17 protein-coding genes and 5 tRNA genes are annotated in these 17132 nt (G+C 55.8%); 5 read left to right on the top strand and 17 right to left on the bottom strand.

The genetic code is table 11. The annotated features are described in order from the left end of the window. Positions 1-27: 27 nt before the first annotated feature. The 12 genes from rpoB to ALFI_RS09960 form a co-directional block, all read right to left on the bottom strand. Entirely contained in the window at positions 28-3888 is a 3861-nt protein-coding gene (rpoB, locus tag ALFI_RS10015; protein ID WP_009596390.1) for a DNA-directed RNA polymerase subunit beta, read from the bottom strand. Positions 3889-4132: 244 nt separating this feature from the next. After that, entirely contained in the window at positions 4133-4510 is a 378-nt protein-coding gene (gene rplL, locus ALFI_RS10010) for a 50S ribosomal protein L7/L12 (protein ID WP_009596324.1), read from the bottom strand. A 41-nt stretch (positions 4511-4551) separates the two neighbouring features. Beyond that, positions 4552-5076 (bottom strand): 50S ribosomal protein L10, encoded by a 525-nt coding sequence (rplJ, locus tag ALFI_RS10005; protein ID WP_009596430.1) that lies wholly within the window; start codon positions 5074-5076, stop codon positions 4552-4554. A 17-nt stretch (positions 5077-5093) separates the two neighbouring features. Then, positions 5094-5792, bottom strand: a complete 699-nt coding sequence (rplA, locus tag ALFI_RS10000; RefSeq protein WP_009596498.1) for a 50S ribosomal protein L1 — start codon at positions 5790-5792, stop codon at positions 5094-5096. Positions 5793-5798: 6 nt separating this feature from the next. Then, complete coding sequence (gene rplK / locus ALFI_RS09995) at positions 5799-6239, bottom strand: 50S ribosomal protein L11 (protein ID WP_009596474.1); 441 nt, start codon at positions 6237-6239, stop codon at positions 5799-5801. Positions 6240-6255: 16 nt separating this feature from the next. Next, positions 6256-6816, bottom strand: a complete 561-nt coding sequence (nusG, locus tag ALFI_RS09990) for a transcription termination/antitermination protein NusG (protein ID WP_009596421.1) — start codon at positions 6814-6816, stop codon at positions 6256-6258. A gap of 14 nt (positions 6817-6830) precedes the next feature. Beyond that, complete coding sequence (secE, locus tag ALFI_RS09985; protein WP_009596332.1) at positions 6831-7028, bottom strand: preprotein translocase subunit SecE; 198 nt, start codon at positions 7026-7028, stop codon at positions 6831-6833. Positions 7029-7048: 20 nt separating this feature from the next. Further along, positions 7049-7122 (bottom strand) — tRNA-Trp (locus tag ALFI_RS09980). Between the two features lie 48 nt (positions 7123-7170). Then, the gene (gene tuf / locus ALFI_RS09975) at positions 7171-8358 is read right to left on the bottom strand and encodes an elongation factor Tu (RefSeq protein ID WP_009596396.1); all 1188 of its coding nucleotides are present in this window, start codon (positions 8356-8358) and stop codon (positions 7171-7173) included. Positions 8359-8490: 132 nt separating this feature from the next. Continuing rightward, a tRNA-Gly gene (locus ALFI_RS09970) sits at positions 8491-8563 on the bottom strand. 97 nt (positions 8564-8660) lie between these two features. Then, positions 8661-8743, bottom strand: a tRNA-Tyr gene (locus ALFI_RS09965). A 125-nt stretch (positions 8744-8868) separates the two neighbouring features. Continuing rightward, positions 8869-8942, bottom strand: a tRNA-Thr gene (locus tag ALFI_RS09960). A gap of 339 nt (positions 8943-9281) precedes the next feature. Between ALFI_RS09960 and ALFI_RS09955 the strand changes: the two genes are divergently transcribed. After that, positions 9282-9803: a GNAT family N-acetyltransferase gene (locus ALFI_RS09955; RefSeq protein WP_009596318.1), complete on the top strand. Its 522-nt coding sequence runs from the start codon at positions 9282-9284 to the stop codon at positions 9801-9803. Positions 9804-9910: 107 nt separating this feature from the next. Here ALFI_RS09955 and ALFI_RS09950 read toward each other — a convergent pair whose 3' ends face one another. The 3 genes from ALFI_RS09950 to ALFI_RS09940 form a co-directional block, all read right to left on the bottom strand. Further along, positions 9911-10639, bottom strand: a complete 729-nt coding sequence (locus tag ALFI_RS09950; protein WP_039939562.1) for a helix-turn-helix domain-containing protein — start codon at positions 10637-10639, stop codon at positions 9911-9913. A gap of 470 nt (positions 10640-11109) precedes the next feature. Continuing rightward, positions 11110-11967, bottom strand: a complete 858-nt coding sequence (locus ALFI_RS09945; RefSeq protein WP_009596463.1) for a Cbp1 family collagen-binding glycoprotein adhesin — start codon at positions 11965-11967, stop codon at positions 11110-11112. A 305-nt stretch (positions 11968-12272) separates the two neighbouring features. After that, positions 12273-12539 carry a type B 50S ribosomal protein L31 gene (locus tag ALFI_RS09940; protein ID WP_009596455.1) on the bottom strand — a complete coding sequence of 89 codons (267 nt, stop codon included), beginning with the start codon at positions 12537-12539 and terminating at the stop codon, positions 12273-12275. A 316-nt stretch (positions 12540-12855) separates the two neighbouring features. Here ALFI_RS09940 and ALFI_RS09935 point away from each other — a divergent pair, with 316 nt between their 5' ends. The 4 genes from ALFI_RS09935 to ALFI_RS09920 all read left to right on the top strand — a co-directional run bounded on the left by ALFI_RS09935 (position 12856) and on the right by ALFI_RS09920 (position 15095). Next, positions 12856-13683, top strand: coding sequence for a S1/P1 nuclease (locus ALFI_RS09935; RefSeq protein ID WP_014775717.1), 828 nt, complete (start codon positions 12856-12858; stop codon positions 13681-13683). Between the two features lie 107 nt (positions 13684-13790). Beyond that, positions 13791-13864 (top strand) — tRNA-Ile (locus tag ALFI_RS09930). 298 nt (positions 13865-14162) lie between these two features. Further along, complete coding sequence (locus tag ALFI_RS09925) at positions 14163-14531, top strand: DUF3127 domain-containing protein (RefSeq protein ID WP_009596520.1); 369 nt, start codon at positions 14163-14165, stop codon at positions 14529-14531. 66 nt (positions 14532-14597) lie between these two features. After that, positions 14598-15095 (top strand): GNAT family N-acetyltransferase, encoded by a 498-nt coding sequence (locus ALFI_RS09920; RefSeq protein WP_014775716.1) that lies wholly within the window; start codon positions 14598-14600, stop codon positions 15093-15095. Between the two features lie 99 nt (positions 15096-15194). Here ALFI_RS09920 and ALFI_RS09915 read toward each other — a convergent pair whose 3' ends face one another. Then, positions 15195-16328, bottom strand: a complete 1134-nt coding sequence (locus tag ALFI_RS09915; protein WP_014775715.1) for an FKBP-type peptidyl-prolyl cis-trans isomerase N-terminal domain-containing protein — start codon at positions 16326-16328, stop codon at positions 15195-15197. A gap of 90 nt (positions 16329-16418) precedes the next feature. Next, complete coding sequence (locus tag ALFI_RS09910) at positions 16419-17132, bottom strand: FKBP-type peptidyl-prolyl cis-trans isomerase (RefSeq protein ID WP_014775714.1); 714 nt, start codon at positions 17130-17132, stop codon at positions 16419-16421.

Genomic DNA, 17132 nt, shown 5'->3' with positions numbered 1-17132 from the left:
TCGTTTTTCTTATCCTCAAATTATACCTTATTCGAGTTTGACCGACAGGGCCAGACCGCGAAGCTCGTGCAGCAGCACGTTCATAGCCTCCGGAATACCCGGTTTGGGCAGGTTCTCGCCCTTGACGATCGCCTCGTAAGCCTTGGCGCGGCCCATCACGTCGTCGGACTTGATGGTCAGGATCTCCTGCAGGATGTTGGCGGCGCCGAAGCCTTCGAGCGCCCAAACCTCCATCTCACCGAAACGCTGGCCGCCGAACTGGGCCTTACCGCCGAGCGGCTGCTGCGTGATGAGCGAGTAGGGACCGATCGAACGGGCGTGCATCTTGTCATCGATCATGTGGCCGAGCTTGAGCATGTAGATCACGCCCACCGTCGCCGGCTGGTCGAACATTTCGCCCGTGCCGCCGTCGTAGAGGTACGTACGGCCGCTGTGCGGAATACCCGCCTTGGCCGTGTACTCGTTGATCTGGTCGAGCGACGCACCGTCGAAGATCGGCGTTGCGAACTTCAGGCCCAGTTCACGGCCCGCCCATCCGAGCACGGTCTCGTAAATCTGTCCGAGGTTCATTCGCGAAGGCACGCCCAGCGGGTTCAGACAGATATCGACGATCGTACCGTCTTCGAGGAACGGCATGTCCTCGTCGCGCACGATACGGGCTACGATACCCTTGTTGCCGTGGCGTCCTGCCATCTTGTCGCCCACCTTGAGCTTGCGCTTCTTGGCGATGTAGACCTTGGCCATCTGAATGACGCCCGTCTGCGGAAGCTCGTCGCCGTTGGTGATGTTGTACTTCTCACGCTTGATGGCGGCGTCGGCCTTCTTCCATTCGATGGTATAATTGTTAATGGTAGCTTCGATCAGCGCGTCGGTGTGGGCGTCACCCGTCCACTTGCAGGTGCCGAGATTCAGATAACCCATCACCACGCCGGTCTTCTCGTCCGTGGTCTTGCGGGCGATCTCCTCCAGCATCTTCTGCGAGAATTTCGTGCCTGCGGGATAGAGTTCCACGCCGAAGTAGTCGGTGACGCCGGTCGTGGTCTTGCCCTGAAGCAGGGTCCACAACTTGGCCACCAGCCGTTTGGTCAGCTCCGCAATCTCGGCTGCGAACTTCTCGTCGAGTTTCTCGATCTGCACCTTCTCGGCGCTCTTGCCCTTCTTGCCCTCCTTGTTGGCGCGGCTGTAGAGCTTCGTGTCGATCACCACGCCGTGCAGCGAAGGCTGCGCCTTGAGCGAGGCGTCCTTCACGTCGCCGGCCTTGTCGCCGAAGATGGCGCGGAGCAGCTTCTCCTCAGGCGAAGGATCGCTTTCGCCCTTCGGGGTGATCTTGCCGATCAGGATGTCGCCCGGATGCACGTTGGCGCCGATACGGATGATACCGTTCGCGTCGAGGTCCTTGGTAGCGTCCTCGCTCACGTTCGGAATGTCCGAAGTCAGCTCCTCGACACCGCGCTTGGTGTCGCGCACCTCCATGATGTACTCGTCAACGTGCACCGACGTGAAGATGTCCTCACGCTGGATACGCTCCGAAATCACGATGGCGTCCTCGAAGTTGTAACCCTTCCAAGGCATGAACGCCACCTTCAGGTTGCGGCCCAGAGCCAGCTCACCGTGCTGCGTCGAATAGCCTTCGGTAAGGATCTGTCCCTTCACGACCTTGTCGCCCGTCAGTACGATGGGCTTCAGGGTGATGGAAGTATTCTGGTTGGTACGGCGGTAGCGCGGAAGCTCGTATGTGGTCACTTCCGGCTCGAACGACGCCAGAATCTCGTCTTCCGTACGCTCGTACCTGATCTGTATCTTCGTCGCGTCGGCGAAAGTCACTTCGCCGTCGCCTTCGGCCACAATCTGGATGCGGCTGTCAGAGATCATGTCCTTCTCGATGCCCGTGCCGACGATAGGAGCGTCCGTAGTCACCAGAGGCACGGCCTGACGCATCATGTTCGAACCCATCAGGGCGCGGTTGGCGTCATCGTGTTCGAGGAACGGGATAAGGCTCGCGGCGATCGAAGCGATCTGGTTCGGAGCCACGTCCATCAGATTCACCTCCTCGGCGGTAACCACCGGGAAGTCGGCGCCTTCGCGCGCCTTGATACGGTCGGGCTGCAGGAAGTGGCCTTCGTCGTCGATCGGCATGTTCGCCTGCGCGACGATCTTGCCCTCCTCCTCTTCGGCCGAGTAGTAGCGGATGTCGTCGTTGTTCATGTCGATCTGTCCGTTCTCGACCTTCCGGTAGGGAGTCTCGATGAATCCCATCGGCGAAATCTTCGCATAAACGCAGAGCGACGAAATCAGACCGATGTTCGGGCCTTCCGGCGACTCGATCGGGCAGAGACGGCCGTAATGCGTGTAGTGTACGTCTCGCACCTCGAAACCGGCGCGGTCACGCGACAGACCGCCGGGGCCGAGGGCCGACAGACGGCGCTTGTGCGTAATTTCGGCCAGCGGGTTGATCTGGTCCATGAACTGCGAGAGCTGCGAAGTGCCGAAGAACGAGTTGATCACCGAAGACAACGTCTTGGCGTTGATCAGATCCACCGGCGTAAACACCTCGTTGTCACGCACGTTCATACGCTCGCGGATCGTACGCGCCATGCGCACGAAACCTACCGAGAACTGATTCGACAGCTGTTCGCCCACGGTGCGCACGCGGCGGTTCGACAGGTGGTCGATATCGTCCACGTCGGCCTTGGAGTTGATCAGCTGGATCAGGTATTTGATAATGGCGATGATGTCCTCGCGCGTCAACGTGCGAATGGCCGGATCGGTATCCAGATCCAGCTTCTTGTTGATGCGGTAGCGGCCCACGTCGCCCAAGTCGTAGCGCTTGTCCGAGAAGAACAGCTTCTCGATGACATCGCGCGCCGTCGCCTCATCGGGCGGCTCCGAAGCGCGCAGCTGCCGGTAGATGTAAACGACAGCCTCCTTCTCGGAGTTGCAGGGGTCTTTCTGCAGGGTATTGTATATGATCGAGAAATCGATGCCCGACAGGCTCTCCTTATGCAGGAGGATCGTCTTGGCGCCGCTTTCGAGAATCTGGTCCACATGTTCCTCTTCGAGGACCGTCTCGCGGTCCACGATAACGTTGTTGCGCTCGATGGAAACCACCTCGCCCGTATCTTCGTCCACGAAGTCCTCGACCCACGTCGAAAGCACACGTGCGGCGAGCTTGCGGCCCACGGCCTTCTTGAGGTTGGCCTTCGTGACCTTCACTTCGTCCGCCAGATCGAAGATTTCGAGAATCTGCTGGTCCGCCTCGTAGCCGATGGCGCGCAGCAGCGTGGTGACGGGAAGCTTCTTCTTACGGTCGATGTAGGCATACATCACGTTGTTGATGTCCGTTGCAAATTCGATCCACGAACCCTTGAAAGGAATGATACGCGCCGAATAGAGCTTCGTGCCGTTGGTGTGCATGCTCTGTCCGAAGAACACGCCCGGCGAACGGTGCAGCTGGGATACGATGACACGCTCCGCACCGTTGATGACGAACGTACCGCGTTCGGTCATATAGGGAATCGTACCGAAGTACACATCCTGAACGACGACACCGAAATCTTCGTGCTCGTCGTCCGTGCAGTAAAGCTTGAGTTTGGCTTTCAGGGGAACGCTGTACGTCAGCCCGCGCTCCAGACACTCCTCGATCGAGTAGCGCGGCGGGTCGATATAGTAGTCGATGAACTCCAGAACGAAATTGTTCCGGGTATCCGTAATGGGGAAATTCTCCTGAAACACCTTATACAGCCCCTCGTTTTTACGATTTTCGGCCGTGGTGTCCATCTGGAAAAAGTCCCGGAATGATTTAAGCTGTACCTCCAGCAGATCGGGATAAGGCACCCGGTTCTTGACTGTCGAAAAGCTAATTCTTTGTTGTGTTTTTGCTGTGGACATCGTAAAATCCAAATTATGTTGAAGTGTAATTCTGGTGGGTTACGCTCCCCCGCGTTGCCGGGTATTTATTATCCCGCCAATGCCCCCGTTTGCAGGCGTATTTCGCCCCGGGAGCATCCTTTCTTCCAAAGAGTGGACACAGCTCCTGCTCGGCACTTCCAGTCTTTAGACCAAGAAAAGGCATAGAGCTTACACGCCGGTAAGCCCTATACCTGAATCGTCTGAAACGACTTAAGCAGCAATGCTACTTAAGCTCAACTTCAGCACCAGCCTCCTCAAGCTGAGCCTTGATCGACTCGGCCTCTTCCTTGGAGACACCCTCTTTAACAGCCTTGGGAGCGCCGTCAACGAGAGCTTTAGCGTCGCCCAGCGAAAGACCAGCGAGGTCCTTAACGACCTTGATAACCTGAAGTTTTGCCTGACCGGCGGTCTTCAGAATCACGTCGAAAGTCGACTTCTCGGCGGCAGCAGCCTCGCCTGCGCCAGCAGCGGGAGCTGCAACGGCAACAGCGGCAGCAGCCGGTTCAATGCCATACTCCTCCTTGAGGATGGTAGCCAATTCGTTTACCTCGGTAACCTTGAGGTTTACCAGTTCTTCAGCAAGTTTCTTTACGTCTGCCATAGTTGTAAGCTTATTAAATTTTGTTTAATTCTTGATTGTGATTAGTTGTTTCTCGATTCGAGCGTCTTCACGATGCCCGCAATCTTTTGGCCTGCATTAGCCTGCAATGCAGAAATAACATTCTTCGCAGGAGACTGGAGCAGTGCGATGATATCGCCGATAAGCTCCTCCTTCGACTTGATGTTACACAGAGCGTCCAGCTGATCGTCGCCCACGTAAACGCATCCCTCGGCGAAAGCCGCTTTCAGAACGGGTTTGTCGGACTTCTTGCGGAATTCCTTGATCAGGACCGCAGGAGCCTTCGCAACGTTGGCGAACATAATCGAGGTCGGACCCTCCAATACTTTTACCAGATCAGCGTCAGCCTTCTCCACCTTCTCCAGCGCCTTGCCCAGCAGCGTGTTCTTCACGACTACCAGTTTGACGTCGTTTTCGAAGCACTTGCGGCGCAGGGCAGCGGTCTGCTCTGCGTCAAGCGCCGCGATGTCGGCGATATAGAAGTGAGGATAAGCTTGGAGCTGCTCGGCAATGGCGTTAATAACGACCAGTTTTTCTTCCTTTGTCATCTCTTCTCTCCTCCTTCTTATTTGGTTTCTACTGATTTGGAATCAATCTGCAAGCCGGGACTCATCGTGGTCGAGAGATAAATACTCTTCACATAAGAACCTTTCGCAGCAGCCGGTTTCAGTTTGAGAATCATGTTCAGCACCTCTTTCGCGTTGTCCACGATCTGATCGGCCGAGAACGAAACCTTACCTACCGAAGTGTGAATGATACCGAATTTGTCGACCTTGAAGTCGATCTTACCCGATTTCACTTCCTGAACGGCTTTGCCCACCTCCATCGTAACCGTACCGGTCTTGGGGTTAGGCATCAGGCCGCGGGGACCCAGAATACGGCCCAGCGCACCAACCTTGCCCATTACGTTCGGCGTGCAGATGATAACGTCAACGTCGGTCCAGCCGCCCTTGATCTTATCAACAAACTCGTCCAAACCTACGTAATCGGCGCCGGCAGCCTGAGCCTCAGCCTCCTTCTCAGGAGTACAGAGCACCAGCACGCGCACCTGCTTACCCGTACCGTGGGGCAGCGTCACAACGCCGCGGACCATCTGATTGGCCTTGCGGGGATCGACTCCCAGACGCACGTCGATATCAACCGAAGCGTCGAATTTCGTGAACGTAATCTCCTTCAGAAGAGCGGCAGCCTCCGAGAGCTTGTAAGCCTTATTGGCTTCCACCTTGGCGTAGGCGATCTTTTGATTTTTTGTCAACTTACTCATCTTCGATTACATATTAGGAAATTCACCGACGACGTTGATACCCATACTGCGAGCGGTACCAGCGATCATACGCATAGCAGCCTCTAAGGTAAAGCAGTTCATGTCAGGCATTTTGTCCTGAGCGATCTCGCGCACCTGATCCCACGTCACCTGACCGACCTTGTCGCGGTTAGGCTGTGCGGAACCCTTCTGCACTTTGGCTGCTTCCTTGAGCTGAATAGCTACAGGCGGCTGTTTTACAACAAAGTCGAACGACTTATCGCTGTAAACCGTGATGATGACCGGGAGAACCTTCCCTGCCTTGTCCTGGGTACGCGCATTGAACTGCTTACAGAAGTCCATGATATTGACTCCCTTAGAACCCAATGCGGGACCAACCGGGGGCGAAGGATTGGCGGCACCACCTTTGATCTGCAATTTAATAAATGCAGCAACCTCTTTTGCCATAGTTTTCCTTGGTTAATTATTCTTTTTCTACTTGTGTGAAACCCAACTCCATAGGAGTCTTGCGCCCGAATATCTTCACCGATACCGTGAGTTTCTTGCGCTCGTTGTCGACGGCCTCGATGGTACCCTGGAAGCTTGAGAAAGGGCCATCGGTGACCTTGACGGTCTCGCCGACAAAGAATGGTATTTCGTTCTCCTCCTCCATGGCGTTCATCTCATCGACGCGGCCGAGGATGCGGGCCACCTCCTGCGGACGCAGCGGCGTGGCATTCATCTTGCGACTGTCTTCCTTGGTATCGCCGAGGAAACCCAGCACATTGGGAGTGTTACGAATTATAATCGGAATCTGACCTACAAACGCGGCCTCCACCAATACGTAGCCCGGATAAGAAACCTTCTCCTTGGAGACTTTCTTTCCGTTGCGGATGGTGTATACCTTTTCGGTGGGAATCAGCACCTGAGATATGTACTCCTCCAGATTATTATGGCGGATTTCGGCCTCGATATACTCTTTGACCTTGTTTTCCTTACCGCCGATAGCCCGGACGACATACCACTGCTTCTTAATCTCGCTCATCGTTTCAGCAACAATTAACGGCCAAGATTACCCAGTGTCTTGTAAATGACGGCCATCAGGTTCTCGAACGTCAGGTCCATAGCCAGCACGACAATGGCGAAAATGACCGAAGCCACCATCACGACGATCGTAGAGCTTTGGAGCTGGGGAAACGTGGGCCACGTCACCTTGTTTACAAGCTCGTTGTAGGATTCTTTAACGTAATTGAACATACTTTTTTTCTTTTACTCTTTGGCAGGAGCAGAGAGATTCGAACTCCCATCAACGGTTTTGGAGACCGCTATTCTACCCTTGAACTATGCTCCTAAAAGCGGGAAGCGGTGCGGAACACCGCTTCCCTATGGGTTGTGAAAATTATTTCACGATCTTCAGGATCTGACCTGCACCTACCGTACGGCCACCCTCGCGGATTGCGAAACGCAGACCTTCGTTGATAGCTACCGGGTAGATCAGCTTCACGGTGATGGTCACGTGGTCGCCGGGCATAACCATGTCTACGCCTGCGGGCAGGTGAACCTCACCGGTCACGTCCATCGTACGCAGATAGAACTGGGGACGATAGTTGTTGTGGAACGGCGTGTGACGGCCACCCTCTTCCTTCTTCAGGATGTAGACCTCAGCCTCGAACTCGGTGTGCGGGGTGATCGAGCCGGGTTTAGCGACTACCATACCGCGCTTAACCTCTTTCTTGTCGATACCGCGGAGCAGCAGACCTACGTTGTCGCCGGCCTCGCCCTCGTCGAGCAGCTTGCGGAACATCTCGACGCCCGTACAGGTCGAAGTCAGGGTCTTCTCCTCAAGACCTACGATCTCGACGGGATCGCCTACGTGGATGATACCGGTCTCGATACGGCCCGTTACAACGGTACCGCGGCCGGTGATCGAGAACACGTCCTCGACAGGCATCAGGAACGGCTTCTCGTTCTCACGCTGCGGGATCGGAATATACTCGTCAACAGCGTTCATCAGCTCCATGATCTTGTCCTCCCATGCCGGCTCGCCGTTCAGGCCGCCGAGTGCGGAACCGCGGATAACGGGAGCGTTGTCGCCGTCATATTCGTATTTCGAAAGCAGGTCGCGAACCTCCATCTCGACGAGGTCGAGCATTTCGGGGTCGTCCACCATGTCGCACTTGTTCAAGAAAACAACGATGCGGGGAACGTTCACCTGACGGGCGAGCAGCACGTGCTCGTTGGTCTGGGGCATCGGGCCGTCCGTTGCGGCAACTACCAGAATGGCACCGTCCATCTGAGCGGCACCGGTAACCATGTTCTTCACATAGTCGGCGTGTCCGGGGCAGTCTACGTGAGCATAGTGGCGGTTGGCCGTCTGGTACTCAACGTGCGAGGTGTTGATCGTGATACCACGCTCTTTCTCCTCAGGAGCGTTGTCGATGGAGTCGAACGAACGAAGCTCCGACAGACCTTTCTTAGCCAGAACGGTCGTGATAGCAGCGGTAAGGGTGGTCTTACCGTGGTCAACGTGTCCGATGGTACCGATGTTCACATGCGGTTTCGAACGGTCGAATTTTTCTTTTGCCATAGTATTAAGTATTTAAAGTATTGTTAAAAATTGCTTTAAAGTTTTAAAAATTCATTTCGCAGAACGAGCGGGCGACACAAACTCCCCTATCAACCGATAGGAGACGTCCGTATCACACGCTTCTGCGTCTTGAGCGGAAGACGAGGCTCAAACTCGCGACCCTCAGCTTGGAAGGCTGATGCTCTATCAACTGAGCTACTTCCGCAAAAATATACCGTATCAGAGTCTACCCTTTCCTCCGCGCCGTCCGTCGATCGGACACCGCCGAAGATCTTGCAACTCCAACCGGCACTCTTTCTTAGTGGGAAGTGATGGATTCGAACCACCGAAGGCGTAAGCCAGCAGATTTACAGTCTGCCCCATTTGGCCACTCTGGTAACTTCCCAAGTTGTCTGCCCCTGAAAGATCGGCTCGCTTTTTGCGCGGGTCTTCCCCGTGAGGCTTTCGTTGCGCCGCTGCTCGTGTTCCGGAAGACCTTCGTCTTTCCGCTTCTCTCGCATCGGCTGTCCGAGCCGATGGAGGGATTCGAACCCCCGACCAGCTGATTACAAATCAGCTGCTCTGGCCAACTGAGCTACATCGGCAAAATCAACCGTTTTGGATTGCAAAAGTAGGCATAAAAAATTTACCGGCCAAATTATTTCCAATAAATTTTTCACTTTTTTACTCTTCTCAAAGAACGTCGGTCTACCGCCTTTTTTACAGGGGTGAAATCGGGTGCAAAGATAGGAAAAGTTTTATATTTTACAACAGCTTCTGCAAAAAATATCACCCTCCGCACCCAAGGTTATTACCGTTCCGCCCCTGCACGCTCCGAAACCACAGGAATTGCAGGTGCAAAAACGCTCCGACACCTATTTAATATATAAAAAAACAGCATCCCAGATTTTTCATTACCTTTGCTCCCAAAACCGGCATATACCATGAAAACGATTCCGCTTTTCGACGACTTCTCGCTGCGTTCGCTGCGCAGCGGGGACGCCCCTGCGATTTTCGGCGCCATAGACACCCAGCGCGAACACCTCGGACGCTGGCTCCCGTTCGTGGCGGCGACGCACCGCGTGGAGCAAACACAGGAGGTCGTCGCAGGGATGCTGAACGACACGGCAAACCCGGTCTTCACGATCCGGAGCGGAGATGCGTTCGCAGGACTGATCGGCTTCAAATCGGCGGACAGCACGACGCGCACCATCGAAATCGGCTACTGGCTCCGCAGCGAGTTTCAGGGCCGGGGGATCATGACGTCCGCCGTGCAGGCGCTCTGCCGGCTCGCTTTCGAAGAGATGGGCATGGAACGCATCGAAATACGCTGCGCACTGGGCAACTACCGTAGCAACCGCATTCCCCAGCGGCTCGGATTCGCGCTCGACCGGGTGGAAGTCCGGGGAGAACGACTTGCCGACGGGGAGTTCGTCGATCTGAACGTCTACCTGCTGGAGCGCTGAAAAAGAAGCGGAGAAGCCCACAGCCTCTCCGTTTCCACAATCCGACAACAAACCCAAGCTGCCGGCATATGCTCTCCGTCTGCGGACGGTACGGGACAAATCCCCTACTACCCCTCCTTTATGGATGCGATCAGCTGCGCGGGCGTCGCCTGCAGGTAATTCTTGCAGAACCGGCTGAACTGCGTATAATGGCGGAATCCATACTTGTTCATCAGCACCTTCGTGCTGTCCTCGCCGTCGCGGATATCCGTAAAGATCTTCAGCGCCTTCTGGCGCATCATCCAATGATAGACGCTGTCGTTGAAGTGCTCGGCGAAGCGGCGCTTGAAGACCGAAAGGCTCATGCCCGCAAGCGCGGCCAGCTCCGCCACGCCCTGCGCCTTGTCGTAATTGTTGCACACGAACACGCGGAAGTTATCCTGCGGCTGAATCATCGACTGGAAGAAATAAGCATGCTCCGTCGGGGTATACAGCACCTTGATCATCATGAAAAGCTCCGTAGCCTTCATTTTGTGGTAACGGGCGCACTCGCTCAGCTCCGGAACGGCGAACAGATCGCAGAGCAGGCGTTCGATCGTAGGATGCATCGAAAGCCGCGGCACTGCTTCGGTCGGGATGACCGTATCGTAGGGCATCACCTTATCGAAGATATCCTGTTCGCAGAACTCGATGCGGTGAATCAGCGATAGCACGACGACATGGGCGTCGTCCTGCGCCGTGGTGACGAAACGTTCGCCCCTCGCCAGACATACGTATTGTTTCGACGTCACAAGCCGCACCGTATCCCCATGCTCCATCATCAGCGAACCCGACATCACGAAAAGAATGCGCACCATGCGGTCTGCGGGAAAAGTCACCCCTTCTCCTGCTGAAAAAGAAATTTGCGCGAAACGGCAGTAATTCGAATCGCCTATGCGGCGAAACGGCGCAGGAAACGTAGGACAACTACTACAATCCGCAGGGCAATTCTCTTTCAAACCGGCCTCCACAAACTGCGGTTTGATTTGATAATCCATATTACAACTATGTATATTTTTTATTGTCCAAATGTACGTAAAAAAAATAAAAATGACAAAACAGAACACCGCGCATCGCAAATAACGGTTCGTCTCCATTCCGATCCGAATCAAAAAACGTGTCCGGCATGCCATACACCGCCCGTCTCTGACAAAATACATCCATTATCCGCCCCATCTCGGTTTCCTTGCTGAACTCACTCGCTCGCCAAACGAGAGAGGCATCCCGGAATATTCCGGGATGCCTCTCTCATTGCCGCGCGGCGCCGGATCATCCGGCCCGCCGCCCGTTATTTATAGCTTATGATCAGAATCTTCGACGACTCCCAAAAACGGACGGGATCGGTGATGAGCAGTTTCAACACGACCTTGTCGGCATCCGTCACCAACTCGTACGACTCTTCGGGATGCGTCGTCACGACCGAAACCTTTTTCTGCCCGATCGGCACCTCCGACAGCAGCCGCGAATCGGTCTTGGTGAAGCTGTCCAGATTATTGGTCTTATTGACCGTCAGCGTACGCCCGATGAAACCCTGCTTGTTGATGATCTGCGCCTCACGCAGCTCTTTCTCGGTCCCGACGATGTAATACACCGTATTCAGCTGGTTCTCCAGCTCGACCTTCTCGGTATTCAGGGTTTCGACCTGCTCGCTCCGCACAGCCACCTGCTCGGTCAGGGTCTCCACCTCGACCCCCATCTGGGTGAGATTCTCCCGCAGCCGGGCAATTTCGTTTTTCTTCTCGGCAAGCTGCGCGCTCATGTCCCGAATCATCTTCTCCAGTCCGTCGAGGCGCAGATTGGCTTTGCGCAACTGCGCGACAGCGCTTTGCAGCGAAGCGATCTTGACTTTGTTTTCCCGCAGCAGCCGGTCGATGGCGGCGATATCGTTGTTGATCTCCTCCACGGGACGGCGGCCGCCTTCGGCGTCGCCCGCCACCGAGAGCAGATTCTCACGCGTCCTGATCAGCGCAAGATTCTCGGAAATAGAACTGATGTCCTCGAAAACAGCACTGATCAGCGAATCCTTCGCGCTGACGACCACCGAAAGCGAATCGCGCTGCTCCTCGACCTTGACGACCGTCCCTTTGCTCACACACGACGCCAGAGCCAGCGCAGCCCCCAGCGCCATGACAATTACATGCTTCATAACTTTCTAACGTTTAAGTCATTGTTTGCCTTACGGCGGCAAATATATACATAAAAACGATATCGTGTACAAAAAAATCGGCCCCAGAACGAAAATTCCGGCCGCACCGCCGGTCCTTCCCCGGCATATCCGCACCCCGGCCGCAGAAACGTTCCTACAACCGCCAAACACGCCCTCAACCGCAGGACCGTTCCTCCACGCAGACATTCCCTCGACCGCAAAATAGCTCTCTCTGCAACAAAACGCACCAAAAACAAACGGGCCGCACACAAGTGCAGCCCGTTGTCTCTCAATGCGGAAAGCGCCTATTTCGCGCCTTTCTTATCGTAGCGTTTTGCGTAACGGCTCATAAACTTATCGACGCGACCGGCGGTGTCTACCAACTTCATCTTACCGGTGTAAAACGGGTGCGACGTGTTGGAAATTTCCATCTTATACACGGGATAGGTTTCGCCGTTCACTTCGATGGTCTCTTTTGTCGAAACGGCGGACCGACACAAAAACACGTGGTCGTTGGACATGTCCTTGAACGCCACCAAACGATAATTCTCCGGATGAATACCCTTTTTCATTTCGTTGTTTTTGTTTTAATTGATTGCTTAAGCGGGACAAAGGTACGAATTTATTTGCAACAAACAATACTCCGCCCGATTTTCCGCGAAACTTTTTATCTCCGCACTGCTTCCGCAGCGAAAACGCCTCGCGCCGAAAACCGCGCCGGACGGATAAAAACAGCCCGCAGAAAGGCTCCCAAAGGCCCGCGACAAAATATCCCGAAAATTTCCCGCCGCCGGATAGGTGTTTCGTCCCGCAGCACGGTATTATATTATGACAAACGTCCGCGCCGCGCATGGGCCGGAAAGAAAAAACAACAAAACACCTTAAAACATGAAGAGACTCCTTCTCATCGCGGCCTTCGCCGCACTGACGTCCGCTCAGGGCGCCTTCGCATGGGGCAGGCTGGGACACGCCGCCGTCGCCCGTCTGGCCGAGCAACACCTGACGAAAAAGGCCAAAGCCAATCTGGACAAACTGCTCGACGGCCGCTCGATCGTCTATTACGCTTCGTGGATGGACGATTACAAGCCCCAAATGCTCGTCGATCTGGGCTATACGCCCACCAACGGTCCCCGCATGCACATGCTGCCCCACACCTTCTCGGTGGACGAAAGCGGCGAGGTAATCCGCGGCAACAGGCTGCCCGGCGACAAATATCTGGCCAACTGCCTCTATTACGTCGAGCGGGCTGCCGACCGGCTGAAAAACCGCATGCACGAGATGAACGACTCCACGCGGCTGGCCTGCATTCAGGTCATCGTCCACTGTCTGGGGGACATGCACTGCCCCGGACACGTCCGCTGGCCGGACAACCAGGAAATCGGCTATTTCAACGTCGTCCTCAAGGGCAGCGAAATCCGCTACCACACGATCTGGGACACCCCGATCGTAGCGACGACCCACCCTTGGAGCTTCTCCGATCTGGCCTTCCTGCTCGACCGCTACACCGAAGAACAGCAGCGGGCGGCGATCGCCGGCGACATCTACGACTGGGGCCGCGAATCGGCAGCAAACTCGAAATGTATCTACGACGTGAAGCCGGGCGACAAACTGGGACACGACTTCATCCTGAAATACAAACCGCTGGCCGAAGAGCAGCTCGCCAAAGCCGGCTACCGGCTGGCCAAGGTCCTCAACGACATTTTCGACCGTCAGTAAGCCCCCGCCGCGGCTTGCCCGGACCTAAAAAATCTCCGCGTCATATTGGGAATTCGGATTTGTTTTGCTATATTTGTGCCCGCGGTTTGGGCACACAGCCGCCGGACGGACCCATAGCTCAGTCGGTTAGAGCAGCGGACTCATAATCCGAAGGTCGTGGGATCATGCCCCTCTGGGTCCACTGAAAATCAAAGATCTGCAGAAATGCAGGTCTTTTTTGTCTTATTTGAAGGACACATCCGACCGAACAGCCAATCGGCACGTGTGGAATCCCCGATTTCGGCATCCATAGAATTCTCCGGGCACACGCCTGCGCAGTTTTTCCCGTCCGGCGACGCAAAACACAAAAAAATCGCGGCGCCCCGAAACTCCCCGGCCGAGAAATTTGCGCGGGAATTTTGCCGGCAGGTGCGGCGATTCTCCCGATTTTTTGTTACCTTTGCGGAAAATAAGATTATTAATCCATTCACAGCATCACCATGGAATTCGAAGGAACAGTTTACAAAATAATGCCCGTGACAAAAGGAACGTCGGCACGCGGCGAATGGCAGCGTCAGGACGTGGTCTTCGAGATGAACGAAGGTTCGTTCGCCCGCAAGATCTGCGTCACGTTTTTCAACAAGCCCGACGACGTGGCCCGTCTGAAAGAGGGTGCGGCCTACACCGTCTCGGTCAATATCGAGTCGCGCGAATACAACGGCCGCTGGTACACCGACATCCGCGCATGGCGCCTCCAGCCCAAACAGGCCGAAGTTCCCGGCGCAGGCCCGATGCCCGACATGCCGCCCATCGCCGAGGAACCCTCTTATGCATCGTCGCCCGCCGAGGTGGACGACCTGCCGTTCTAAAACGGACGGAAAACATACAAGGCGGCTGGGATCTCCAGCCGCCTTTTTCATTTCAAAATCACTCCCATGAAACCGATCGTTCCCGACACGACACCCCCGCCTGCAACCGACATCCGACCGCTCCGCGAAGCGGAAATCCCGGCGGCTTCCGCGCTCGTCCGCCGCGTTTTCGCAGAATTCGAAGCCCCTGATTACGCGCAGGAAGGCATCGACGTCTTTCACCGGTTCATTGCCCCGGAAGCTCTGACGGAACAGTTTCGCACCGGCGCGCTGATGCTATGGGGAGCATTCCGGCAGGATACGCTGGCCGGCGTCGCCGCGGTCAGAAACCGTAGCCACATAAGCCTGCTCTTCGTGGACGCATCCTGTCACCGGCAGGGCATCGCCCGCGCCTTGTTCAGCGCAGTACGCGACTTCTGCCGCACCGATCCGGCGGTTTCCCGCATCACCGTCAACTCGTCGCCCTATGCCGTCGAAATATACCGCAGACTGGGATTCACCGCAACCGACGCCGAACGCGTCACGGACGGAATCCGTTTTACCCCGATGACATACCTATTATAACAGCGGCCGCAGCGGACGCCTCCTCCCAATGCCGGCACAATGACAAACAGGGCGGACCCCGCACGGGGTCCGCCCTGTCATATTCGGAATCACACCTGCTTATTTCGCGGGAGCTGCCTCAGGAGTCTCGGCCGTGGCCGTCGAATCCGCCGGAGCGGGTTCCTCGAAAGGAACGACGTCGATCAGCTCCACCTCGAACTCAAGCGCCTCGTTGGGGCCGATGTCGCGGCCGGCGCCACGCGGGCCGTAAGCCAGATCGGCGGGAATCCAGAGCATAATCGTGCCGCCCTTGCCTACCAGCTGCAGACCCTCGGTCCAGCCTTTGATCACACGGTTGAGCGGGAATTCAGCCTCCGTATCGGCCTCTTTCGGCGTGCCGTCCTCGTTGAAACCGTCAGGATTCTGCTTGCGCATCATCTCCTGCTGCTCTTTCGAGCGGTTTGCGAACTTCGAAGTATCGAAGACCTTGCCTTCACGCGTGCGGCCCGTGTAATGCACTTTCACCACGTCGCGCGGATCCTTCGGCATCATCGAAGCGTCGCCCTGCTTGGTAACCTTGTAAAGCAGCCCCGACTCGGTCTTCTTCACGCCCGACTTCTTCTCGATCTTCTCCAGCCACGCCTTCGAAGCCTCAGCGTTCTCGGCCGGACGCTTCACCATGAAGTAGTACTGCAGATACTGGTTCACGGCATCCTCGGCCATCTTCGCCTTGCCGTCGCGCACGTCCTGCATGGCCTGACCGATCCATACGAGCTGAATGGGCATGCCGCTCTGGCTGATGTTGTAACCGATGTCGTTACCGAACGCATACGAAATCTCGGCACGCTCCTCCTCGCTCTCGAACATGGCGGGATCGGCTGCGGGATACTCGACCTTGGTCGTGTCGCCGCCAGCCAGACGGATGCTGTCCTGCTCGGCACGCTTGGTCGCGATCTCCTGCGCACGCTCGCCGCGCTTGCTCATGAAATACTCACGCAGCATGTCGAGCGACTTGTCATGCTCCTGCGTGGCCTTACCCATGGCGCCCTCCTTGATACCTTTGTCGATGGCCTTGAAATCAAAGGGAATGTCCCTCATCTCGTGATTCATGCCGTAGCCGATATTGGCGCCCAGCGAATACGAAAGCGAGTCGAAATCCGAAAGGCTGCCCATACGAACGCCGCCGTCCTTGCCGCCGCAGGCAGTCATGAACGCAGCACCTGCAAGTGCCGCTGCAAAAAGAATTTTTTTCATTGTTTTGTTTTTCAAATATGTTTAATCGTTTGTGCCTGTTAGGGGTTTACCTGCGCAAAGTTATAAAATATTTGGAATAATGGTTTAAAATTAACGGCGTAAATTGCTGCGCCGCGACCAATTCGCATATTTATCGACATCGACAAGCTCGATTTCGTAGTACAGCGTGGTATTCGGCTGAATTCCCAGCTCTTTGTCGCCCTGCGTTCCGTAAGCCGCCGAGGAGGGAATCCACGCGTTGATCTTTCCGCCCCTGCCGACCAGTTTGACGCTCTCCTTCATGCCCTTGAGCAGGCCGCCGAGCGTCGTGCGCAGCGTATCGCCCCGCTCGTAGGATGAGTAGACTTCCTGTCCGTCGGCAGTGCGGATCAGGTAGCGGAGCGCGATGCTGTCGCGGTCCGAAGCGGGTATCTGCTCCTGATCGCCCAGCACCTCGACCGTATAGGTCACGCCCGATGCGGTGCGGGCGTAGTTGCGGTTGGCCTTGAGAATATCCTGCAGGAACTGCTCCTCGTAGGCGCGGGCTTTCTCCGGCAGCGCGTAATTCATATAGCGCAGGTAGAAAACCTCGGCGTCGGCAGCCGAGAATCTGGTCCCTTGGCGGAACACGTCGCGGATGCCTTCGCATACGGCGTTCACGTTGATCGTCGAATCCATCTTCATCAGGTTCATGCCCACGTTCATGCCGATCACATAGGCCACCGAATCGGTGTCGGTCTTGAGCTTCACGCCCCCGCCCGTCTTTTTGGAGCAGGCCCCGGCCAGCAACGCCGCAGCCATGAGGACAACTAATGTCTTACGCAT

This window comes from Alistipes finegoldii DSM 17242, from assembly GCF_000265365.1.
GTDB classification, from domain to species: domain Bacteria; phylum Bacteroidota; class Bacteroidia; order Bacteroidales; family Rikenellaceae; genus Alistipes; species Alistipes finegoldii.
This window is presented reverse-complemented; position numbering and strand designations above follow the sequence as displayed.

Excerpts from the sequence above, each read along its gene's own strand:
- ALFI_RS09940 (WP_009596455.1), bottom strand. The coding sequence starts at position 12,539 with ATGAAAAAGGGTATTCATCCGGAGAATTATCGTTTGGTGGCGTTCAAG.
- secE (WP_009596332.1), bottom strand. The coding sequence starts at position 7,028 with ATGTTCAATTACGTTAAAGAATCCTACAACGAGCTTGTAAACAAGGTG.
- ALFI_RS09915 (WP_014775715.1), bottom strand. The coding sequence starts at position 16,328 with ATGAAAAAAATTCTTTTTGCAGCGGCACTTGCAGGTGCTGCGTTCATG.
- ALFI_RS09920 (WP_014775716.1), top strand. The coding sequence starts at position 14,598 with ATGAAACCGATCGTTCCCGACACGACACCCCCGCCTGCAACCGACATC.
- rplJ (WP_009596430.1), bottom strand. The coding sequence starts at position 5,076 with ATGACAAAGGAAGAAAAACTGGTCGTTATTAACGCCATTGCCGAGCAG.
- rpoB (WP_009596390.1), bottom strand. The coding sequence starts at position 3,888 with ATGTCCACAGCAAAAACACAACAAAGAATTAGCTTTTCGACAGTCAAG.
- ALFI_RS09945 (WP_009596463.1), bottom strand. The coding sequence starts at position 11,967 with ATGAAGCATGTAATTGTCATGGCGCTGGGGGCTGCGCTGGCTCTGGCG.
- tuf (WP_009596396.1), bottom strand. The coding sequence starts at position 8,358 with ATGGCAAAAGAAAAATTCGACCGTTCGAAACCGCATGTGAACATCGGT.
- nusG (WP_009596421.1), bottom strand. The coding sequence starts at position 6,816 with ATGAGCGAGATTAAGAAGCAGTGGTATGTCGTCCGGGCTATCGGCGGT.
- ALFI_RS09955 (WP_009596318.1), top strand. The coding sequence starts at position 9,282 with ATGAAAACGATTCCGCTTTTCGACGACTTCTCGCTGCGTTCGCTGCGC.
- ALFI_RS09925 (WP_009596520.1), top strand. The coding sequence starts at position 14,163 with ATGGAATTCGAAGGAACAGTTTACAAAATAATGCCCGTGACAAAAGGA.
- rplL (WP_009596324.1), bottom strand. The coding sequence starts at position 4,510 with ATGGCAGACGTAAAGAAACTTGCTGAAGAACTGGTAAACCTCAAGGTT.
- ALFI_RS09950 (WP_039939562.1), bottom strand. The coding sequence starts at position 10,639 with ATGGTGCGCATTCTTTTCGTGATGTCGGGTTCGCTGATGATGGAGCAT.
- rplA (WP_009596498.1), bottom strand. The coding sequence starts at position 5,792 with ATGAGTAAGTTGACAAAAAATCAAAAGATCGCCTACGCCAAGGTGGAA.
- ALFI_RS09935 (WP_014775717.1), top strand. The coding sequence starts at position 12,856 with ATGAAGAGACTCCTTCTCATCGCGGCCTTCGCCGCACTGACGTCCGCT.
- ALFI_RS09910 (WP_014775714.1), bottom strand. The coding sequence starts at position 17,132 with ATGCGTAAGACATTAGTTGTCCTCATGGCTGCGGCGTTGCTGGCCGGG.
- rplK (WP_009596474.1), bottom strand. The coding sequence starts at position 6,239 with ATGGCAAAAGAGGTTGCTGCATTTATTAAATTGCAGATCAAAGGTGGT.